The sequence below is a fragment of the Rhizobacter sp. P1_G5 genome (assembly GCF_056405435.1).
The window spans coordinates 1-13,846 of sequence record NZ_JBFUCB010000100.1; the positions used below are offsets into that span (position 1 = coordinate 1).

The following is a 13,846-nucleotide window of genomic DNA, read 5'->3' on the forward strand; positions in this document are numbered from 1 at the left end:
CACTGGGCCCGCAAGCTGCTCTTCCGGGGCGTGGCCAACAACGCCCGGTTGTCGCACTGTGACAAGCGCGTGCGCGACCGTGCGCTCGACCTGCTCACCGCCGAGCTGGAGGAGATCCGGCTCCACTACAGCGACCCCTGGCAACACCTCGTCGCCAGGTGCAGGGCCATTGCCCGGCACGGCATCGGCCATTGCCACGAATGCAGCGACTTGACCTTCCTGTATCTGGTCGCCACGTTGCCGGACTGCCAGATCGATCAAGCCACGTACCCCCACAGGGATCATGTGGCGACGCTGGTGCAGAGTGGCGCGCACGTGATTCGCTGCGACCCGTGGACGACGGTCGCCGTGCCGGTCCTGCAGGGGCATGGCAACAAGCGGCTCGACGTGGATCTGATGGCCGCCAACTTGAGCACCATGGGCCTCGGGAGCAACTTCGAGGCTGGAAAGATACTGCGCTCGAGCAAGGGCATCACGGCCCAGCAGCGGCGCATGCTGAGCAAGGCAGTGGCGGAGCTGGACAGCCTGACGCCCGCGGACTGCCTGAGCGACAAGGCCATCCTCGAAGCGACTGCGCCGGCCGGCACGAAACGCAGCGAGGCATCGATGGACACCGGCACCGAGTGGCCGCTGTCGAAGCGACGGCCCGTCACGGCCCTYGTCCATGACGACGAGCGGCTCGACCTTGACTCCTACGGCGTGAACGAGTACTTCCATGCGCTCCTCAACCCGCTGCCGCGCCGGGGCGACACGCCCTTTCCTGCGGGCTGCTTCGACTTCGCCGATGCGATCGAGCGCCTTCTCGGCAACGATCCCCAGCCCTTGCTCGGTCTCGTCGAGCACCACGGCTTCGAYCCGGACGCCGTTGTCCCACTGCTGGCCGAGCTGTTCGACCTGGCGATCTCCGACGAGCCCACGCGCCAGGACGCCGCACTCAAGCTGAAAGCCGCCTGGCCGGCCACCGCCGAAGCGATCAATTCGTAGTGCCATCGAGTTCGAGCTCCGCCACCAGCGGCAGGTGATCCGACATCCGCGCCCACGCCGCACCGCGCGGCACCGAGGTGCCGGTGCAGCGGAAGCCACGCGTGTAGATGCGGTCGAGCGAGAACACCGGCATGCGCGACGGGAAGGTGCGCTGCGAGCTGATGCCGCGCCGCTCGGCGCGGTACAGCCCGAGCGCATGCATCGGCGCATCGAGCTTGCCGCCCCAGTCGTTGAAATCGCCGGCCAGTACCACCGGTTCGTCCGGCGGCACGTGGCTCGCGACGAATGCGCCGATGCGCTCCACCTGCCGCACGCGGCTCGAATGGATCAGCCCGAGGTGGGCCACGATCGCGTGCACCACCACCGCGTTCCAGTGCACCCGCACGTGCAGCAGCCCGCGCTGCTCGTAGCGGTGGTCCGACACGTCGTGGTGCCCGATCTCGTCGCCCATCGGCCAGCGCGACAGCAGCGCGTTGCCATGCTCGCCGCCGGGCGTGACCGCGTTGGTGCGGTAGGCCGCGTGGTAGCCGTCGGGCGCCAGGTACTCCGCCTGCGGCATGCGCGGCCAGCCGATGTGGGTGTCGGGGAAGCGCCTTGCCTCGCCATGGTGGAAGTTGCGCACCTCCTGCAGGAACACCATGTCGGCATCGAGCGCCTCGATGCCCAGGCCCAGGTTGTGGATCTCCAGCCGCTTGCGCGGGCCGACGCCGCGCACGCCCTTGTGGATGTTGTAGGTGGCCACGCGCAGCACGTGCGGTGGGTGGAGGGTCGATGGTGACGCGTTCATCGCGGGGAGCTTCCGAGGTCGAGGATGGCAGCGGCGTTGGTGCGCGAGAAGCAGCGCGCGGCGGCGTCGCGCCACGGCAGCCATTCGAAGCGCAGGTGTTCGTGCGGGCTCAGGCAGACCGGCGTGCCGCGATCGACCTCGAGCGTGAAGACATGTTCGGTGTTGTGGGTGACGCCCGGCGCGTAGCGGTGCGCCCAGGCCGGCAGGATCTCGTAGACGTGCTGCCGGCCGAGGTCGCGCAGCCGATCGGCCGGCACGGCCGCCGAGCCGATCACGATGCCCGTCTCCTCGGCGACCTCGCGCCGCGCGGTGTCGCGCAGCGGCTCGGCCGGCGACGCGCGCGAGCCGGTCACGCTCTGCCAGCCGCGCGACGCATCGTTGCGCTCCAGCAGCAGCACCTCGCGCTGCGGTGAATGGATCAGCACCAGCACCGACTCCGGCAGTTTCATGCCATGAAGGATAGCGGCTCGGCGCGGCCGGCCCGTGTCGGCAGATGCCTCGCCGCCGGGTCGGGCGAACGCCCGGCCCACAACGCCCGACGAGATCCATCCGCCGTACCGGCGAATCAGCCTCGTGTCCGGTCCCGACCGATCAAGCGCATGAGCGCCTCCTTTGCGTCCACGTAGTCGCCTGCGCTGCGGGACACGAGCGACACATGGGCATCGCCCAGGCCGTTCCTGTCCGCGTCACCCGCCTCGAGCTTGCCATCGGCATTGCTCATGAACGGTCTGGAGACCGGCTCGATCCGGACAGAAGCGCCACCACGCTCCGCCCACGTCGCGATGGCGGCAAGCTCACGGCTGCTCGCCAGCGCCTGCTTCCAGGCCTCAGTCTGGGTCGACGGATTCAGCACGACGACCTCGTCCGGGTGCAGCGCAGCCTGCCAAGCCAGCAGGTCACCCCACACTGTCGGATCGTGGAGGCATTGGGCCGGATAGTGGTATGCGCCGGCGAGACCGGTCCGGGAGTTGCGTCCGGCGATGAAAAGGCAGGAGTACAGCGTGGATGACAGCACGTTCAGCTGTTGGGCAATGAGGCCCTGTCCCATTTCGATGAAGACCCTGTGCTTGCTCAGTTTGCACCGCACTTCCTCGAGCACATCGGGATCGGCCCAGCCGGCCGTCAGCAGGGTCGCCTGCTGGCGGGGCAGCGCCATTCGCGCAGGCTGGCGCCGACCGAATTCCAAGGGCCGCCCTCCCGCTTCGGGTGGAATCCATGCTTGCACCCACGGTCCGGCGACGTCGCCCATCTCGCCTGTCCATTCGACCTGCGTGCCAAGCCATGTGTTGAACGTCAGCTCGACGTTGCATTCGCCGACATCGACGATGCACGTTTTCCAATCGGGACCCGTACCTGCTTCGCGAGAGGCTCGCAGCTCGATCGACCTGCCCTCGACGAGCGGCTGTTTCACCGACAGCCCGGCATCACCCATGTCACTTTCGCGACGATCGACATCGGTCGACCGTGGAGATTCCCGGGGCGATTCCCGGCGCTTGTTGCTGCGGATGGAGGTGGAACTGAACATGGTCGGACTTCTTTGGAACCCGGAAGTGGGAACCGAATGAGTCACTCGGCGGTGAGGCGGGTTCCACCTCGCGGCCAGACGAATGCAGCCGGGACGAGCGTCCGCGCCGCTTCCATCAGCCCGCGGGCGCTCAGCCCTTCACTTTCACCGCCACCGCCGGCGGCAGCTCCTTGGCCYGCAGCATGCGCACCTGCGTCACCAGGTGGTTGTGCGCATCGAGGAACGCCGCGGCGATCACCTTGCCCTCGTTGCTGTTGCTCCAGCCGGCGCCGGCCGCGCCGCCCAGCTTGCCGAGCACCAGGCCGCCCATGCCGAGGTCGGTGACGCGCACCGAGCCGGTCGACGCCGCCAGCTGCTCGGTGGTCTCGTTGTCGGTCAGCAGCAGCGCGACCTGCGCCTCTTTCAGCTTGACGCTGTCGGCCACGCCGACGAACTTGTTCAGCACCGGGATCATCCCGAGGATGCCGCCGATCTCGCGCCCGGCGTTCTGCTCGCTGAAGGTGAGGCTGGGCGTCAGCGTGTACTGCGCCTCGTAGCCCTTGCCCTTGGCCACCGTGCCGTTCTGACGCAGCACGCCGGCGTTCTTCAGCTCCTGCTCCTGCACCGTGGCGCGCAGCCCGGCCGAGCGGTCGACGACGCGGAAGCAGCCGCTCTGCTGCGCCAGCAGCCGGATCAGCGGCACCGGCGACTGCGGCAGGTTGTAGCCCGACACCGTCGTGTAGCCGTTGGGGTTCTCGACCAGCGCGAGCGTCGCGACGGGCGCATCGCACTTCACCAGCTCGCGCGCCGCGGCACTGGCACCCGCCGGCCCGGCCGACCCGGTCACCACCGACCCGCCCTGGCCGAGTTCGGCGCCCTGCTTGCCGCAACCGGCCAAAGACACGGCCAGCGACACCGCCAAGCACACCCGCAACGGGCCGCGTGCCGTGGAAGAACCTGCTCGATTCATGACCATCCTCTCGGCAAGCGCCGTGATTCGAAGCTGGGAATCATGCCAGCGCACAAAGGCTTACAGCGCAGGACAACACCCCGACCCGCCCAAGTGAGGGATCGGATGTTGCAAACGATCCCATCCCTCCGCCTCCACGTTGTCTCCACATTTGGTGGTCAATCTCACACCCTTCTTCAGCCCAGGGATCGAACATGACACCAGCAGCGTCGCCCTCCTTCGTGCGCACCTTCACCCTCTGGCTCGGCCTGTCATTGATGCTGCTGGCAGCGTGCGGGGGTGGAGGCGGAGCAGATGAGTCCGCCGGTGATGCGAGCCTGACCGCACCGGTCGACCTGCAGGTCACCCCGGGCAACGCGTCGGCGGCGCTGAGTTTCACCGTCACGACGCCGCGCGCCGACGTGCTCTTCCACGCCACCTGCATCGCCGGCAACTCGCAGGTGACGGTCAGCATGGTGTCGCACGCGACGGGCATCGAGCAGATGCAGGTCGCCGACCTGACCAACGACCTCGCGTACTCGTGCACCGTGACCGTCAGCGATGCGAGCGGCGCCAGCGCCGTGTCGCAGGCGGTGCCAGTGACGCCCACCGCCGCTGCGACCGCGCAGGCACCGACAGCCCCGACCGACGTGCAGGCCGCGGCCGCCGACACATCGGCCATCGTCAGCTTCTCGGCGCCCGTCGCCACGGTGCTCTGGTACACCGTCACCTGCCAGGGCACTGAACTCAACGCCTACAGCAGCGGCACCGCCAGCCCCATCCCCGTGCCGGGGCTGAGCAACGGCCAGCGCTACGTGTGCAGCGTCGTCGCCACGAACATCGTCGGCGACAGCCCGGCTTCGGCGCAGGTCGAGGTGACCCCGGTGGCGCCCGCAACGCCGCCGGCGGCCCGCCCTGACACGCCGACCGTTCTCGGCGCCATGCCATCGGACGGCGCCCTGTCGGTTGCCTTCACGCCGCCGGCCGGCATCGCCCTTCAGGCGACCTACCGCGCCACGTGTTCGGCGACCGGGATCGCGGTGACGGCAGAGTCCAGCGCCTCGCCGGTGTTCGTTTCGGGGCTGCAGAACGGCGCACCCTACACCTGCAGCGTGACGGTCAGCACCGCCGCCGGCACGAGCAACCCGTCAGCCACCGTCGGTGCCACGCCACGAACGGTGCCGGATGCACCGCGCGGGATCTCGGCAACGTCCGGCAGCGGCACCGCCACCGTGACGTTCGAGGCGCCCTCGTGGAACGGCGGGGCGACCATCCAGGGATACCAGGTGCGCTGCCAGGCCGAACAACACGAGGCCCGCGTCGACACGGCCTCCGCCGGCACGGTGGTCGTCGCCGGTCTGGCGAACGGCACAGCGTACGGCTGCAGCGTCACCGCCCGCAACGATGCCGGCAGCGGCCCGGCGTCGACGCCGTCGATGGAGGTCACGCCGCTGGCGTCGGTGCCGGTGCCGGGCGCCGAGCCGGCGCCTGTCGCACCATCGCTCATCGGTGTGAGCGCGGGCAACGCGCTGGCGATCGTCGACTTCGCCCCGGGTGCCCCTGACGCGTCCATCCTTGACTACACCGCCACCTGCACGACACGTGATCTGCCGAAGGCCAGCGCCAGCGCCACGAAGGCGGCCTCGCCGATCACCGTCAGCGGCTTGTACAACAACAGGCTCTACGATTGCATCGTCACAGCGCGCAATCAGAGCGGCGACAGCCCGGCGTCCCCGAGTCTCGAGGCGACACCGCGACCGGCAAATCCCCAGGCGCCGGAGTTGTTGTATGCAGTGCCCGCCAACGCATCGGCCGTGCTGCGGTTCACGCCGCGCCCGGACAACGGTTCGCCGATCCTCCACTACGACGCGAGCTGCGGCGATCGGAGTGTTGTGGGCTCGGGCTCGCCGATCACGGTCGACGGGCTGACGAACGGCCAGCTCTATGCGTGCACGGTCACGGCCACCAACGAGGTGGGGCCCAGCGAGAGTTCGAACGCCCTGCCGGTCAGACCCCTGACCACGCCGGACCCAGTGCAGGAGCTCGCCGCCCAGCCGGGCGACGGCAGCGTGACGCTCAGCTTCAGCCCACCCGCGAGCAATGGCGGCGGCGAGCTCTCCCCCTATTCCGCCAGCTGCACCGACGGCAAGGGCACGAGCACATCCGTCCTCGCCGCGAGTTCCAGCGTCCGCTCGATCGCGATCGTCGGCCTGAGTAACGGTGTCAGCTACACCTGCACGGTGACGGCCACCAATGGCGCCGGAAACAGCACGGCCAGCCTCGTGGCGATTCCCAATGCGTCGCTGCCCGCCGCACCGACCTACACGCTCAGCGACACCATCATCGGCGATGGCACGCTGAGCTTCAAGTTCGGCAAGCCGGCCAGCAACCTGAGTGACGTCAGCTACGCGATCGACTGCAGGCAGACGACGACGCAGAGCCCGGTGACGCCGAGCAGCCTGTCCCTGGCGACCAACCCGTTCAGCGCATCGCTCACCGGCCTGCAGAACGGCAGCAGCTACACCTGCACGGCCACCGCCACCAACAGCAAAGGCTCGGTCGCAGTCAGCGCCAGCGCCGTGCCGAACAGCGCGCCCCCCACGGCACCAGGCTACGTCACCGGCAACACCGTGATCGGCGACGGCACGCTGTCCTTCTCGTTCTCCAAATCGACCTACGACGCCGGCGATGTCAGCTACGCGGCGAGTTGCAAGAATGACCTGACCGGCATCGCTGTCGATGCCACGGTCAAGCTGGACACCGATCCCTTCATCGTCTCGCTGACCGGGCTCACCAACGGCAGCAGCTACACCTGCACCGCCACCGCCACCAACAGCCTCGGATGGGTGTCGGCCAGCGCCAGCGCGACGCCGAACATTGCCCCCGCCACGCCGACCTACACCGCCAGCAACACCGTCATCGGTGATGCGACACTGAGCTTCGCGTTCGGCAAGCCGAGCAGCAATGGCAGCGATGTCGTCTACACGGCAAGTTGCAAGAAGACCGGTACCGACATCAGCGTCGCGGCCACCGTCAACCTCGACGTGAACCCATTCACCGCCTCGTTGACCGGGCTCACCAACGGCAGCAGCTACACCTGCACCGCCACAGCGCGGAACAGCCGCAGTTCGGCCTCCACCAGTGCCGCTGCCACGCCGAACAAGGCGCCTGCTGCGCCGACCTATGACGCCGGCAACACCGGCATCGGCGACGGCACGCTGATCTTCAAGTTCGGCAAGCCTGCCGACAACGGTGCCGACACGGTCTACTCGGCCAGTTGCAAGAAAACCGACACCAGCGTCGGCGTCACGGCCACCATCAGCACCGGAACGAACCCCTTCACCGCTTCGCTCAACGGGCTCACCAACGGCAGCAGCTACACCTGCACCGCGGTTGCCACCAACAGCAAGGAATCGGCCTCCACCAGCGCCAACGCCACTCCGAACAAGGCGGCGCCTGCCGCACCAACCTATGACGCCATCAACACTGTCATCGGCGACCGTACGCTGAGCTTCAAGTTCGGCAAGCCGGCCAACAACGGTGCCGACACGGTCTACTCGGCCAGCTGCACGAAAACCGCCATCGTCAGCGCCGACACGAGCTCCTTCACTGCCTCGCTCAGCGGGCTCACCAACGGCACCAGCTACACCTGCACCGCCGTCGCCGCCAACAGCAAGGGTCAGACCTCCACCAGCGCGAGCGCCACGACTTACACCGCGCCGACCGCACCCACTGTGCTGGCCGAAGGCCAGGGAAGCTCGGTCGGAAACCAGACGGCGACCGTCGCCTTCGTGGCCTCGTCGTCCAGCGGCGACACGAGCAGCAGCCTGAGCTACACCGCGACATGCACCAATGTCACCGACGCGACAGACGAAAAGAGCACCACCGGCAGCGCCAGCCCGCTCGTCGTGTCGGCGCTGACCAATGGCGCCAGCTACCTGTGCAGCGTGACGGCAAAGAACAACAACGCCTCTGTCAGCTCCCCGTCGGCCACGGTCACACTCAGCCCCTACACCACGCCGGGCGCGCCGGGGTTCAGCCTGAGCGTGATCCCGGCGCCCGCCTCGGTCGATGATGCGGACGCGGGCAGCTACTCGTCTGCCAACAATGCGCAGCTCAGAGCCAGCCTGACGGCGCCGGCATCGAACGGTGGCCGCACGATCAGCCAGTACGGCGTGACCTGCACGGCCGCGGGAAAGACGACCGTCAGCGCGACCGCGAGCTCAGCCTCGACCCTCACGCTGACCGGCATGCCGAACAACGCCAGCTACACCTGCGCCGCGATCGCGCACAACGCCGCCGGAGACAGCGCCGCAGCCACGCAGGTCGCCGTCACGGCCATCACCCAGCCGGGGGCATTGAACCTGACCACCGCGGTCGTCTGCTCAAGGAACAACATCCATGCCGGCTACTCGTACCCGACCTACAACGGCGGTGCGTCGATCAGCACCTACCACTTCACGCTGTACCTCGACAGCGACCACAACACAGCCGTCTCGACACAGACCAGCAAATCGAGCGCCGGCACCATCGATTTCGCATCGCTGTCGTACAGCACCAGGTACTACCTGGTGATGCGCGCCGTCAACAGCGTCGGCAGCGGGCCGGCCACGACCTTCACGTTGACCACGGCAGCCGCGCTCGCCGCGTCGCCCGACTGCGTGCTTTGAGCCGCGAGGATCGAGCCGGCCCGCACGGGCCGGCTCCTGAGGCTCACCCCACCTGCGTCGCCTGCGGATTCCTCAAGCGAATGTGCAACTCCCGCAGCTGCTTCTCGTCCACCGGGCTCGGCGCATGCGTCAGCAGATCCTGCGCGCGCTGCGTCTTCGGGAACGCGATCACGTCGCGGATCGACTCGGCCTTGGTCATCAGCGTCACCAGCCGGTCCAGCCCGAACGCCAGGCCGCCGTGCGGCGGTGCGCCGTACTGCAGCGCATCGAGCAGGAAGCCGAACTTCAGCTGCGCTTCCTCCGGCCCGATCTTCAGCGCGCTGAAGACCTTGCTCTGCACCTCGGCGCGGTGGATCCGCACCGAGCCGCCGCCCAGCTCCCAGCCGTTGAGCACCATGTCGTAGGCCTTCGCGATGCACTTGCTCGGGTCGGTGTCCATGTAGTCCTCATGGCCGTCCTTCGGCGCGGTGAACGGGTGGTGCACCGCGTTCCAGCGCTCGCCGTCGTCGTCGTACTCGAACATCGGGAAATCGACCACCCACAGCGGCGCCCACTTGTCCTCGAACAGGCCGTTCTTCTTGCCGAACTCGCTGTGGCCCACCTTCACGCGCAGCCCGCCGATCGCGTCGTTCACCACCTTGGCCTTGTCGGCACCGAAGAAGATCAGGTCGCCGTTGCGCGCGCCGGTGCGTGCGATCACCGCGTTGATCGCCGCATCGTGCAGGTTCTTCACGATCGGGCTCTGCAGGCCTTCACGGCCCTTGCCGGCATCGTTCACCTTGATCCAGGCCAGGCCCTTGGCACCGTAGATCTTGACGAAGTCGGTGTAGGCATCGATCTCGCCGCGGCTCATCTCGCCGCCGCCCGGGATGCGCAGCGCCACCACGCGGCCGTCCTTGCTGGTGGCCGGACCCGAGAACACCTTGAAGTCGACGTCCTTCATCACGTCGGTCAGCTCGGTGAACTCGAGCTTCACGCGCAGGTCGGGCTTGTCGGAGCCGAAGCGGAACATCGCATCGGCATACGTCATCACCGGGTACACCGGCAGCTCCACGCCGATGGTGCTGCGGAACACCGTGCGGATCATCCCCTCGAACATGCCGCGGATCTCTTCCTCGGTCAGGAAGCTGGTCTCGATATCGATCTGCGTGAACTCGGGCTGGCGGTCGGCGCGCAGGTCTTCGTCGCGGAAGCACTTGGTGATCTGGTAGTAGCGGTCGAAACCGGCCACCATCAGCAGCTGCTTGAAGAGCTGCGGGCTCTGCGGCAGCGCGAAGAACATGCCTTCGTTGACGCGGCTCGGCACCAGGTAGTCGCGTGCGCCCTCGGGCGTGCTCTTCGTCAGCATCGGCGTCTCGATGTCGATGAAGCCGTTCGCGTCGAGGAACTTGCGCACCTCCATCGCCACGCGGTAGCGCAGGATCAGGTTCTTCTGCATCGCCGGGCGGCGCAGGTCCAGCACGCGGTGCGTCAGGCGCGTGGTCTCCGACAGGTTGTCGTCGTCGAGCTGGAACGGCGGCGTGACGCTCGGGTTCAGCACCTCGAGTTCATGGCACAGGATCTCGATCTTGCCGCTGGTGAGGTTGGCGTTCTCGGTGCCGGCCGGGCGCGGGCGCACCTTGCCGACGATCTTCAGGCAGAACTCGTTGCGCACGCCCTCGGCGGTCTTGAACATCTCGGCGCGGTCGGGGTCGCACACCAGCTGCACCAGGCCTTCGCGGTCGCGCAGGTCGATGAAGATCACGCCGCCATGGTCGCGGCGACGATGCGCCCAGCCCATCAGGGTGACGGTCTGGCCCATCAGTGCCTCGCTGACGAGGCCGCAATACGTTGTTCTCATGTGTCTTCTCCGGAATCGGTCATCGTGGCCGGCGCGGCGCGTGCACCGCGCGTCGGCATCAAATCAAAGTGGTAGGCGTTGGGGGGCGCGCTTGCAAGCCCCGCGGGTTGCGCACCGGTTGAGCGGCTGCCAGGCGCTCAACCGGTCTGATTTCGGGGCTCGTCCGGCGGCAGCACGGGCGGCACCGGCGGCACCGCGGGCACGGGGATCGGCGGCGCCACCACGCCCATCGAGATCACGTACTTCAACGCCTCGTCGACGCTCATGCTGAGCACCACCACGTCGGCGCGCGGCACCATCAGGAAGAAGCCCGAGGTCGGGTTCGGCGTGGTCGGCACGTACACGCTGAGGTAGTCGCCGCTCAGGTGCGTGGCCGCCTCGCCGCCGGGCCGGCCGGTGACGAAGGCGATCGTCCACGAGCCGGCGCGCGGGTACTGCACCAGCACCGCCTCGCGGAACGCATTGCCGCTGCTCGAGAACAGCGTGTCCGACACCTGCTTCACCGAGCTGTAGATCGACTTGACGATCGGGATGTGGTTGAGCACCCGGTGCGCCTGCGTGAGCCACCACTGGCCGAACATGTTGGCGGCGAACATGCCGGTGAGCAGCAGCCCGGCGATCAGCAGCACGATGCCCAGGCCCGGGATGTTGCGCAGGTCGGTCAGCGGCTRGCGCGCCGCCTCGGGCAGCACCGCCTGCGTGGCCGAGACCATGCTGCCGAACACGTCGTCCAGCAGGCCCAGCACCGAGTGCAGCACCCAGATGGTGACGGCCAGCGGGAGCCAGACCAGCAGGCCGGCGATCAGGTATTTCTTCACTGGGTTCCTTGTGGCTTCGGCGGAGCGACCGGCGCGGCCGGGGGCGGCGCCGCGGCCGGCACATCGGCCTTCGGYGCGGCAGCGCCCTCGGGCTTGGCCGCGCCGCTGTCGGCACTGCCCTTGCCGTCGCCGCCCGACGCGGCGGTGCCGGTGGCCGGCGGGTTCGAGCCGTTGCGGAAATCGGTCACGTACCAGCCCGAGCCCTTCAGCTGGAAGCCCGCGGCCGTCACCTGTTTCTGGAAGGCTTCAGCCCCGCAGTTCGGGCAGACGGTGAGCACGGGGTCGGAGATTTTCTGCAGCACGTCCTTGGCGTGGCCGCAGGCCGCACACCGGTAGGCGTAGATGGGCATGGCTAAGCCTTTGATTCAAAACGCGAAATTATAGGTGGCAGCGCGGTGCCACCCGGCCGCCGGGGCTTGGCCGGCGGCGCCGGCCTCAGGCGTTCAGGCCGCTGACCGTGCCGTGGCGCGGCTCGTGGCGGTTCTTCAGCACCTGCGGCGCCAGCGAACCGATGATCATGCCTGCAAACGCGGCGATCAGCCCGGCCAGCTGCTTCGGGAACACCGCATCCCAGTTGGAGATGTCGGGGAAGAAGATCACCCACACCGCCACGCCGGCCGCCAGCGAGACGATCGCGCCCTGCGTGGTGGAGCGCTTCCAGTAGAGGCCCATCACCAGCGGCACGAAGGCGCCGACCAGCGTGATCTGGTAGGCCGCCGAGACCAGCTCGTAGATCGACGTGCCCTTCATCTTGATCGCGTAGGCCAGCACCAGCGCCGCGAACACGACGATGGTGCTGCGCATCGCGAACAGCTGCTCCCGGTCGGTCATGTTCGGGCGCAGGTTCTTCAGGATGTTCTCGACGAAGCTGGTGCTGGGCGCGAGCAGCGTGGCCGACGAGGTGCTCTTGATGGCCGACAGCAGCGCGCCGAAGAACAGGATCTGCATCACGAGCGGCATCTTGGTCAGCACGAAGGCCGRCAGCAGGCGCTGGTAGTCGTTCTTCGCGAGCTCCATCGCGCTGTCGCCCATCACGATGACGGCGCAGCCGACGATGAACATCGGCACGAACGCGAACAGGATGTAGCTGACGCCGCCGATCACCGCGCCGTTGCGGGCGATCTCGGGGCTGCGCGCCGACATCACGCGCTGGAACACGTCCTGCTGCGGGATGCTGCCCAGCATCATCGTCAGGCCGGCGCCGATGAACATCGCGATCTCGGTGAAGGTGGGCGCGGGCAGGAAGGTCCACAGCTGCTTGTGCTGCGCCATCGCGAACACCTTGTCGGCGCCGCCGGCCAGGTCGCTCGCGAAGATGGCGATGATGCTGAGGCCGATCACCAGCACGATCATCTGGATGAAATCGGTCCAGGCCACCGCGAGGAAGCCGCCGACCACCACGTAGATCAGCACCGCGAGCGTGCCGACGATCATGCCGGCGGTCTCGGACATCGCGCCGTCGGTCAGCACCGAGAACACCACGCCCAGCGCAGTGATCTGCGCCGCGACCCAGCCGAGGTAGCTCAGGATGATGGCGAGCGAGCAGAACACCTCGACGCCCTTGCCGAAGCGCTTGCGATAGAAATCGCCGATGGTCAGCAGGTTCTGCTTGTAGAGCCTGGTCGCGAAGAACAGGCCGACCAGGACCAGGCAGGTGCCGGCGCCGAACGGGTCCTCGACGATGGAGCCCAGGCCGCCCTGCACGAAGCGGGCCGGGATGCCCATCACGGTCTCGGCACCGAACCAGGTCGCGAAGGTGGTGGTGACCACCATGATCAGCGGCAGGCTGCGGCCGGCGATCGCGAAATCGCTGGTGTTCTTGATCCGCGTGCCGGCCCAGATGCCCAGGCCGAGGGTGCCCAGCAGGTACAGCACGACGAAGGAAATCAGGGTGGTGTTCATCGACCTAGGCTTGCGGCGCGGGGTGGGAGGCGGGCAGGATTATCCATGCAGGAGCGCCCGGCCATGCAAGTCCCGGACCCGGGTTTCACCTACCTCCAATGTGTCATCACCTGCGTCGCGACCAGCCCCAGCAGGAACCCGATCGCCCCGTAGATGATCGCCCGCAGCAGCCGGTTGGTGCGCCGCTGCTCGGCCAGCACCGCCTCCAGCAGACGCGGCTCGGTGCCGCGCGGCGTGCGCAGTGCGTCGTGCAGCAGCCGCGGCAGCTCGGGCAGCAGCTGCACGTAGCGGGGCGCCTCCTTCTTCAGGTGCAGCAGCAGGCCGCGCCAGCCGACCTGCTCGTTCATCCAGCGCTCGAGGAAGGGCTTGGCGGTGTTCCACAGGTCGAGTTC

The 13,846-nt window shown here is 67.9% G+C and carries 10 protein-coding genes and 1 pseudogene; 2 read left to right on the forward strand and 9 right to left on the reverse strand.

Annotation, left to right across the window (positions count from 1 at the left end; genetic code table 11):
* On the forward strand, positions 1-984 hold a 984-nt coding region (locus AC1D12_RS09975; protein WP_477840191.1), incomplete at its 5' end, for a hypothetical protein.
* On the opposite strand, the gene AC1D12_RS09980 is transcribed toward AC1D12_RS09975, so the two are convergent.
* The 4 genes from AC1D12_RS09980 to AC1D12_RS09995 form a co-directional block, all read right to left on the reverse strand.
* Complete coding sequence (locus tag AC1D12_RS09980) at positions 974-1,771, reverse strand: endonuclease/exonuclease/phosphatase family protein (protein WP_465113864.1); 798 nt, start codon at positions 1,769-1,771, stop codon at positions 974-976. The two genes, AC1D12_RS09975 and AC1D12_RS09980, sit on opposite strands and share 11 nt — an antisense overlap.
* Complete coding sequence (nudB, locus tag AC1D12_RS09985; RefSeq protein WP_477840193.1) at positions 1,768-2,220, reverse strand: dihydroneopterin triphosphate diphosphatase; 453 nt, start codon at positions 2,218-2,220, stop codon at positions 1,768-1,770. The genes AC1D12_RS09980 and nudB overlap by 4 nt, the downstream gene beginning before the upstream one ends.
* A 116-nt stretch (positions 2,221-2,336) precedes the next feature.
* A complete protein-coding gene (locus AC1D12_RS09990) occupies positions 2,337-3,296 on the reverse strand; it encodes a hypothetical protein (protein ID WP_477840197.1) in 960 nt (319 codons plus the stop codon).
* 130 nt (positions 3,297-3,426) lie between these two features.
* Positions 3,427-4,245 (reverse strand): CsgG/HfaB family protein, encoded by an 819-nt coding sequence (locus tag AC1D12_RS09995; RefSeq protein ID WP_477840199.1) that lies wholly within the window; start codon positions 4,243-4,245, stop codon positions 3,427-3,429.
* Positions 4,246-4,439: 194 nt separating this feature from the next.
* On the opposite strand from AC1D12_RS09995, the gene AC1D12_RS10000 reads away from it, so the two are divergent.
* Entirely contained in the window at positions 4,440-8,894 is a 4,455-nt protein-coding gene (locus tag AC1D12_RS10000) for a fibronectin type III domain-containing protein (protein ID WP_477840200.1), read from the forward strand.
* Between the two features lie 43 nt (positions 8,895-8,937).
* Here the strand turns inward: AC1D12_RS10000 and aspS are convergent, their stop codons facing one another.
* The 5 genes and pseudogenes from aspS to AC1D12_RS10025 all read right to left on the reverse strand — a co-directional run.
* Entirely contained in the window at positions 8,938-10,734 is a 1,797-nt protein-coding gene (gene aspS, locus AC1D12_RS10005) for an aspartate--tRNA ligase (RefSeq protein ID WP_047503217.1), read from the reverse strand.
* Positions 10,735-10,871: 137 nt separating this feature from the next.
* Complete coding sequence (locus tag AC1D12_RS10010; RefSeq protein ID WP_477840203.1) at positions 10,872-11,552, reverse strand: DUF502 domain-containing protein; 681 nt, start codon at positions 11,550-11,552, stop codon at positions 10,872-10,874.
* Complete coding sequence (locus AC1D12_RS10015; protein ID WP_477840205.1) at positions 11,549-11,902, reverse strand: FmdB family zinc ribbon protein; 354 nt, start codon at positions 11,900-11,902, stop codon at positions 11,549-11,551. The genes AC1D12_RS10010 and AC1D12_RS10015 overlap by 4 nt, the downstream gene beginning before the upstream one ends.
* An 85-nt stretch (positions 11,903-11,987) precedes the next feature.
* Positions 11,988-13,454 carry a high affinity choline transporter 1 gene (locus AC1D12_RS10020; protein WP_477840207.1) on the reverse strand — a complete coding sequence of 489 codons (1,467 nt, stop codon included), beginning with the start codon at positions 13,452-13,454 and terminating at the stop codon, positions 11,988-11,990.
* A gap of 89 nt (positions 13,455-13,543) precedes the next feature.
* Positions 13,544-13,846 (reverse strand): annotated as a pseudogene (locus AC1D12_RS10025) (ubiquinone biosynthesis regulatory protein kinase UbiB); the annotation flags it as partial.